Origin of the sequence: Compostibacter hankyongensis (assembly GCF_039541075.1) — a bacterium.
GTDB classification, from domain to species: Bacteria; Bacteroidota; Bacteroidia; order Chitinophagales; family Chitinophagaceae; genus Compostibacter; species Compostibacter hankyongensis.
This window is the reverse complement of the sequence record NZ_BAABFN010000022.1, coordinates 439,481-447,121: the sequence shown is the minus strand read 5'-3', so window position 1 is coordinate 447,121 and position 7,641 is coordinate 439,481. Positions and strand designations below refer to the sequence as shown.

Below are 7,641 nucleotides of genomic sequence, written 5' to 3'. Positions count from 1 at the left end.
GTGATCTCTTTTCTTCTTTGCTCATTAAGCAAAGTTCTGCATTATACAACGCTCAGGAAATATGCACTTGGTCGGGCGGATACCGATAACTGCGTTACCAGAAAACCTGGTATTCGTAATTACAGTATTATTATATATTTTGACACCCCGTTTCTTCATTTGAAAACGATACCATTTTTGCCGAAGGCTATTCAAAAAGGTTTTAGGCATGTTTTTTTTTAAGTAAAGTTAGGATTAGGAGTTTAAGCGTATGAAATAAATCATGCATGAATGGTTTCCAATCCTTCAAATCGATTCCGGCCCAGTATTTGTTCTTTTTTTTACATATCTGTTTGAACGTCGACCAATAATTTTTTCGTATGAAGAGGTTGATTAATTCATGTTTATAATAAATTAAGACAATTGGTTTTTTCCTGTTCTGCAATTCAACAGGCGGCTTCTCTCCTCTTGCGTAACACCATTGGGTATAGTGGAGATTTACACCAGATAATCTACCTACTTCATTCCACATCATGGATCTAAGGTTAACTTCCATCAATTTATATTTTCCATCCCGATAGTCATATTTAAATTCTGGTTCACAAAAGCCATGAATATTCATACCTTTTACCAACGATCTTCCCTGTTGCATCACTATTTCAGGTACTTCATTAGAGGCTGAAGAGAAAACACCGTAGTCATTAGGATATTGGCTTAATTTCCGTCCACCCCATTCATTTAGAATGTTCCCATTTTCGTCTACATAGGAGCAATAGGCATATATATTCCCATTTGAGCTGCCCGGTATAACTTCTGATGCTAAGAAATCTACCCCTTCCTCTAATAAGAGATTAATTGATCCTATATTTAATAATAGGTCTTCTTGGTCTTTGATTAACTTGGAGCGAAATATCTTTTGGTTGAGGTCCTCTCTATGAGATGGCTTAATTATAATTGGGAAGGCCAATTTTGTAATACTATCCCAATCTGTTTTATTTTGAATGCCTATTGTTCGTGGGTAGGGAACAGATAATTGTTCACAATATTTATATTGTATAACCTTGTTAGCAGTTAAATTGAAATTTTTGGTATTAAAGGGGATAAAGGTAAAATCTTTTATAAGGGGTTCAATTTTGACTATCTGTTCCAAAAACCAATCATCTGTTGGATAGAGAATAAGCTTTCCTACTTCTTTTCCCAATCGCATCAGGCAGTTGGAAAGATTTTCTGTAGTTTGTTTGATTATACAGACCTTTTTTATCTTATTAGAAAAGCAAGCTATTTTTTTTGTATAGGATATTAGGGCTATTTCCTGTATTCCCTTTTTATGTAACTCATTAATGATAGCATACGCATTTATATATCCTCCAAGAACTACAGCATAAGTTATTTCTTTTTGCACAATTATTGTTTGAATAAATTTAAATTCTCTTGATTGCTACTAAATATAAAACATATAAATTAAGAGTATAGGTCGTGACTCCTAATATCATGTATAAATGTAGGAAGCTTTCAATTTTTAAATGAAGTTGATAGCTTATTAAAAAACTTATTATATTAGTAAAGAATATTGAACTTTGTATAAGCAAAGCCAACCTTTGCTTTTCGAACGCACCATTAATCATGCTCAGTGGGCTAAATATAGTGCGGATAAAAAATAAGGGAAGTAATATTTGAGCATAAACACCTGCAATTCTCCATTTCTCCCCGAAAACAAAAGCGAGAACATCTACTACAATAAAATATAATATTAAAAAAAAGGGGGTGCATATCGTTAGTAGCTTCTTTAAAGTGGATATAAATTCCTTTTTTGCATCCCTCTTTTCTTTATGGCAATCAGCACATATTTGAAAAAATAGCTGGCCCATATTAGTACTTATTAACGATAGAGGAATGTTAAGATAGCGGTAACTATAAGAATAAAACCCTAATTGATTAACTCCGAATAAATTAGAAATAAAAAAATTATTAATGTTGATTGAGGAAGAATTCAGAAAAATTCCCCACGTAGAGATAAGCGGAAAATCTTTATACCTCTTTGCCATTTTCCATATGCGGTTTTTATTGACAGCTTTAAACTCGCTTTTATAAGATAGAAAATGGCGTATCATCTTTAGGTTTCCGGATAGATTAGATAGAATATTTCCAATAATCAATCCACTATGTCGTAGCCCAACTATTCCTAATCCAGACTGAAATACAGCGCCTGTTCCGGCTTTGAGTATGTTGGATCCGGCAATGGTTTTATATTTCTTAAAACGGACCGAGAAGTAATTTAGCATATTATATAGTCCCCCAAGAAATATAGAGAGTGGCACAAAAAAAATCCAATTTCCCAGTTTTTCTCCTCCAATTAGATGCAATATTGGCTTAGTAAAGAGAATAAATGCCATTAGTAATAATAATGAAACAGAAATTGCGATTATTATTGACAAGAAAGATAAATTTATTGCATCCTCATCTTCTTTTGGCAATGGTATAGTGAACTCATACCTTAAATTTGCTATGGAAGTAAATATTTGAACTAAGGCTGTATATACCGCTAGTATACCAAAATCTTCCGGAGGATATATTCTGGCTAAGATTATACTGGCTGCCAGTGGAATACTTTGCGCTATAACTGATCCGGAAAAAAGAACAGCAAAGTTCTTATTAAAGTCAGACTTTAAACCAATTTTTAATCTCTGGACTATCTTCATATTAATTAAGCTCCGGCTGCACAGTATATTCTTTCAATTATATCAACAACTTTTAAGCCTTCCAGAGCATTGGTAGTAATTGCAGACCGGCTGTTTAAGACGTCTACTACATTTTCAATAACATAATGATGGTTAGCAGCTGATCCTTTATATGCTCCATAATCATTTCCAGGATTAGTAGGAGCTAATTCCGGCATTGTATAATCTTTTATATGGCAAACCTCTACCTTATCCATATATTGGCCTCCTATTTTTACCGAACCATTTTCAGCAATAATGGTCATGGAGCTTTCCAGGTTTTGATTCCATACGGAGGTTGAATAATTTAGCGACCCCATACCCCCGTTCGTAAAATCGAAGCTTACAATACCGCTGTCTTCAAATTCAGTTAATCCTTTATGATTGAAGTCATTTAGTTTGGCGCTAATATTTGTAATATCGCCGAAGAGCCAGTACATAATATCTATAAAATGAGAAAACTGGGTAAATAGTGTTCCGCCGTCAAGGTCCTTTTTCCCATGCCAGCTTTCCGGCTTATAATAGCGATCATCCCTATTCCAGTAGCAATTTAGCTGGACCATATATATTTCCCCTAATCTTCCGCTCTCAATTAACTCCTTGATCCAGACTGACGGGGGAGAATATCTGTTCTGCATAACAGCAAATACATGCCTATGTACCTGAAGCGCCTTGTATATGACCTTTTCCGCATCTTGTTTAACGAGTGCCAAGGGCTTTTCAACCACAATATGTTTGCGTGCTTCTAGGCATTGCATGGCTTGTCCAGCATGAAAACCATTAGGGCTTGCAATGTTAATTACATCCACTTCTATTCCAGAATTAAGAAAATCATCTAGAGTATTGAAAAAGGGAACAGAATATTGGTCTATATTCAAGTCTTCTTTATTCTTTACGTCAATAAGACCAACCAGCTGGCTTTCTCTATTCCTGCTAATCATTTCTGCGTGACGTTTTCCAATATGTCCGCAGCCGATAACGGCAAATTTTACTATTTTACTTTTCTGGCCCATTAAGAATTTATTTTTTATTTTCGATGTTCTTCCCTATTTGATTTGATGTTTGCAATAGCCCTTGTTGCCTTTAATGTCTGTCTACTTAGCGGTTTTGAAATAATTTAATATTTCTTCAATAATATAATCTTGATCTTCATGCTTCATTTCTGTATGTATAGGCAGCGAAATTACTTCTTCGCACAACCTTTCTGCTACCGGAAAATCGCCTGCTTTATATCCATAAGTGCGATAAGCTTCTTGTAAGTGAAGTGGTATAGGGTAATAAATCATTGAAGGTATGCCTTTGCTTGTCAGATATTGCTTTAAAGCTTTACGATTATCGCTTTTTATTCTGCATGTATATTGATTGAACACATGTGTCGAATAAGGCGCTCGAAAAGGTATAATTATTTCAGAATGTCCTTTTAATCTTTCATCATATCGATCCGCTACATTTTGGCGGGCTCTGCTATAATTATTTAGATGCCGAAGTTTAATTTGTAATATTGCCGCTTGCAACGTATCCAAACGGGAATTTACGCCGATTGTCTCATGATGATACTTTTCTCTTTGACCATGATTAGCAATCATGTATGCTTTCTCAGAAAGTTGTTCATCATTAGTAAATAAAGCTCCGCCGTCACCATAGCACCCGAGGTTTTTAGATGGAAAGAATGATGTTGTTCCGATATCACCAATAGTCCCCGCAAATTTTCTGGTCCCATCTTTAAAAATAAATTCAGCACCTATGGCCTGTGCTGTATCTTCTATTATAGCTATATTATACTTTTTTGAAATTTTGAGAAGAACCTCCATATTTGAGCATTGTCCGAAAAGGTGGACGGGCACAATGCCAACTGTTTTTTCCGAAATAACGTTTCCCAACTGGTCATAGTCTATCTCAAATGTATCTTCTCTGACATCGATAAATTTAGGAGTTAGGCCAAGTAAGGCTATTACTTCTACTGTGGCGATATAAGTAAATGCCGGTACAATAACTTCATCTCCCGGTTTAAAATTTAGCGCCATCATGGCAATCTGAAGGGCATCTGTCCCATTTCCACAGGGTATTACATGCTTTACCTTATTGTATTGTTTCAAATCCTTAGCAAAATCTTTTACCTGAGGCCCATTAATATAAGCAGTGCCTTCGGCTACTGAAATCAAAGCGTTATCTATTTCCTCTTTGAGTTTATAATACTGTGCCTTTAAGTCAACCATTTGAATGGAACGCTCCATGTAGATTAATTTTTTATCTTATCACTTATAAAATTACCAATGGACAAGCAAGCTGTAGCTGCCGGAGAGGGGGCATTGCGGACATGGATAATATTACCATCTTCCAGAATGTTAAAGTCGTCTATTAGATTCCCTTCTCTGTCACAGGCCTGTGCACGGACTCCCGACCCTCCATTGATGAGGTCATCTTCTTGAATTTCCGGGATTAACTTTTGTAAGGCCTTCGTAAAGGCTTTTTTGGATAATGATCTATATATTTCGCCAGCCCCGGTTTTACCATACTTAGTTACGATTTTCCAGAATCCAGGCCAAAACAGCGTTCCAGCAATATCGCTCAGGCCGATATCCTGGAATTTATATCCTTCTCTCTTAAAGGCTAATACGGCGTTAGGACCGGCTTCTATGCCCCCGCGAATCATACGGGTAAAGTGGACCCCAAGAAAAGGAAATTTAGAATCAGGAACGGGGTAGATCAGATTGTTCACTAAATCCTCCCTTTCAGGTTTTAGCTTATAATACTCTCCCCTGAAAGGAATAATACGTAGGTCGCTTGCTCTTTTAGTCAAACTTGCTATTCGGTCAGAGTGTAATCCCGCGCAACTGATAATATTTTTCGCAGTGTAACTTCCACTTGAAGTTTCGATAATATGCTGTTCTCCTTGAGAAAGTATATTGATAACTCTCTCCCCAAATACCGCTTCTCCTCCTAATTCCTGTGTAAAAAGATATAATAATTTCTCTGCTACCTTGGGATAATCAATAATACCTGTCTGGGGTACGTAGATCGCAGCAATTCCCGAAGCATGAGGCTCATAATTATGAATTTCTTCTTTAGCGATTTTCTTTAGGCCCTTAAGGCCGTTCATCTGCCCACGTTCAAAAATTTTATTCAGAGCATGTGTTTCATCTTCAGAAGTTGCTATAATAAGTTTTCCACATATCTGATGGGGGATGTTATATTGCTTTGCGAATTCTAGTAAAGCTGTATAACCCGATATGCAATTTTTAGCTTTTAGACTTCCAGGCTTATAGTAAATACCACTATGTAATACCCCACTGTTGTGCCCCGATTGATGAGCAGCTACCCGATCTTCTTTTTCTATAAGCAAAACCCTTTTTCGAGACGACTTTAATTTTAAGTGGTATCCTACAGAAAGGCCAACCAATCCTGCTCCAATAATTACGGCGTCATAAGTGGAACTTGTCATCTTTTATCAGAAATCTTTTAGGGAGTATTCTCACTATAAGCGGCAACTAACAGTCTCACGGGGTAGGTAAGATTTGGTGTCGAAGATAATTGTGCTGTTGCCATTTCGAAGCTTTTTAAAGTCAATATTATAAAACTCCTTATGAGAGACTGCCAGAATTACAGCATCATACCCTCCTTCAATGGCATCTACCAGTTCTACATTGTATTCCTCTTTTACTTCTTCTTTTTGTGCATGAGGATCGTAGATGTCTACAGTTGCTCCGAATTCCTTCAATTCGTGATAGATATCTACCACTCGCGTATTTCGAATATCGGGGCAATCTTCTTTAAAAGTAATCCCCAGAATCAATATGCGTGCCCCCTGGATTTTGTGCCCTTTATGTATCATCAGTTTAATCACCTTGCTGGCCACAAACATACCCATGTTATCATTTACCCTTCTTCCACTTAATATCACTTGTGGATGGTAGCCCAACGCTTGGGCTTTATGAGCTAAATAATACGGATCTACACCAATACAATGACCTCCTACCAATCCTGGTTTGTATTTCAAGAAATTCCATTTAGTTCCGGCAGCTTCGATCACATCTGTGGTATCGATCCCTATACGGTCAAAGATCAATGCCAGTTCATTTACAAATGAAATGTTCACATCTCGTTGCGCATTCTCGATAGCTTTCGAAGCTTCCGCTACCTTAAGGCTGGGCGCTTTATGGGTCCCTGCATTAATAATGCTGCTATATAGTTGATCTACAATATCTGCAATTTCGGGAGTTGAACCTGACGTTACTTTTTTAATCTTTGTCAGTGTGTTCACCTTATCCCCGGGATTGATTCGTTCCGGGGAATAGCCGCAGTAGAAATCCTTATTGAATTTGAGGCCGGATGCTTTTTCCAGTACGGGAACGCAATCCTCTTCCGTGCAGCCGGGATATACCGTTGACTCATAGATTACAATATCTCCGTTTTTCAGCACTTTCCCGATCATCTCTGAGGCTTTTAGCAAGGGGGTTAGGTCAGGAGCCTTAAACTGATCAATAGGCGTCGGTACGGTAACGATGAAAGTGTTATACTTCTTTAGATCTTCTGTATCCGATGAGAACCAGAGACCTTTCTGGTCGTTATGTGCCTGGGTAGCTTCCTTAAGTCCTTCCAGGTCTGCTTCTCTGGTATGATCTTCTCCGTTTTGTAATTCTTGAATTCGTCGTGTATTGATGTCAAATCCTAGAACATCATATTTTTTCCCGAATTCGATGGCCAGGGGAAGACCTACATATCCCAGGCCGATAACTGCAATATGCTGGTCAGTTAATTTATTATTCATAGATGTACAATGATAATGAAGTGAATTTTTATGCAAAGAAAAATAGGTATCTGGCACGGCTTCGCCTCCTCACTCACAACGGTGCTGTTCAGTTTATTCAGCCGGTTGCAAAGATACAACGAATGACAACTTTTTAAAAAAGGTTGCAAAAAGTTAACGTCGCACCTGGACGGCTGC

At 37.3% G+C, this 7,641-nt stretch carries 6 protein-coding genes; all 6 read right to left on the bottom strand.

Annotated features, from left to right (window positions below; all coding sequences use genetic code 11):
• Positions 1 to 202 precede the first annotated feature (202 nt).
• The 6 genes from ABD851_RS17990 to ABD851_RS17965 all read right to left on the bottom strand — a co-directional run bounded on the left by ABD851_RS17990 (position 203) and on the right by ABD851_RS17965 (position 7,464).
• Positions 203 to 1,381 (bottom strand): carboxylate--amine ligase, encoded by a 1,179-nt coding sequence (locus ABD851_RS17990; protein ID WP_344981937.1) that lies wholly within the window; start codon positions 1,379 to 1,381, stop codon positions 203 to 205.
• A 19-nt stretch (positions 1,382 to 1,400) separates the two neighbouring features.
• On the bottom strand, positions 1,401 to 2,678 hold the full coding sequence (locus ABD851_RS17985) for a lipopolysaccharide biosynthesis protein (protein ID WP_344981935.1): 1,278 nt from the start codon (positions 2,676 to 2,678) through the stop codon (positions 1,401 to 1,403).
• Between the two features lie 5 nt (positions 2,679 to 2,683).
• Positions 2,684 to 3,709 (bottom strand): Gfo/Idh/MocA family protein, encoded by a 1,026-nt coding sequence (locus tag ABD851_RS17980; protein ID WP_344981933.1) that lies wholly within the window; start codon positions 3,707 to 3,709, stop codon positions 2,684 to 2,686.
• An 81-nt stretch (positions 3,710 to 3,790) separates the two neighbouring features.
• On the bottom strand, positions 3,791 to 4,930 hold the full coding sequence (locus tag ABD851_RS17975) for a DegT/DnrJ/EryC1/StrS family aminotransferase (RefSeq protein WP_344981931.1): 1,140 nt from the start codon (positions 4,928 to 4,930) through the stop codon (positions 3,791 to 3,793).
• Positions 4,931 to 4,935: 5 nt separating this feature from the next.
• Positions 4,936 to 6,138: an L-2-hydroxyglutarate oxidase gene (gene lhgO / locus ABD851_RS17970; RefSeq protein ID WP_344981929.1), complete on the bottom strand. Its 1,203-nt coding sequence runs from the start codon at positions 6,136 to 6,138 to the stop codon at positions 4,936 to 4,938.
• A gap of 33 nt (positions 6,139 to 6,171) precedes the next feature.
• Positions 6,172 to 7,464 (bottom strand): nucleotide sugar dehydrogenase, encoded by a 1,293-nt coding sequence (locus tag ABD851_RS17965; protein ID WP_344981927.1) that lies wholly within the window; start codon positions 7,462 to 7,464, stop codon positions 6,172 to 6,174.
• Between the last annotated feature and the right edge of the window lie 177 nt (positions 7,465 to 7,641).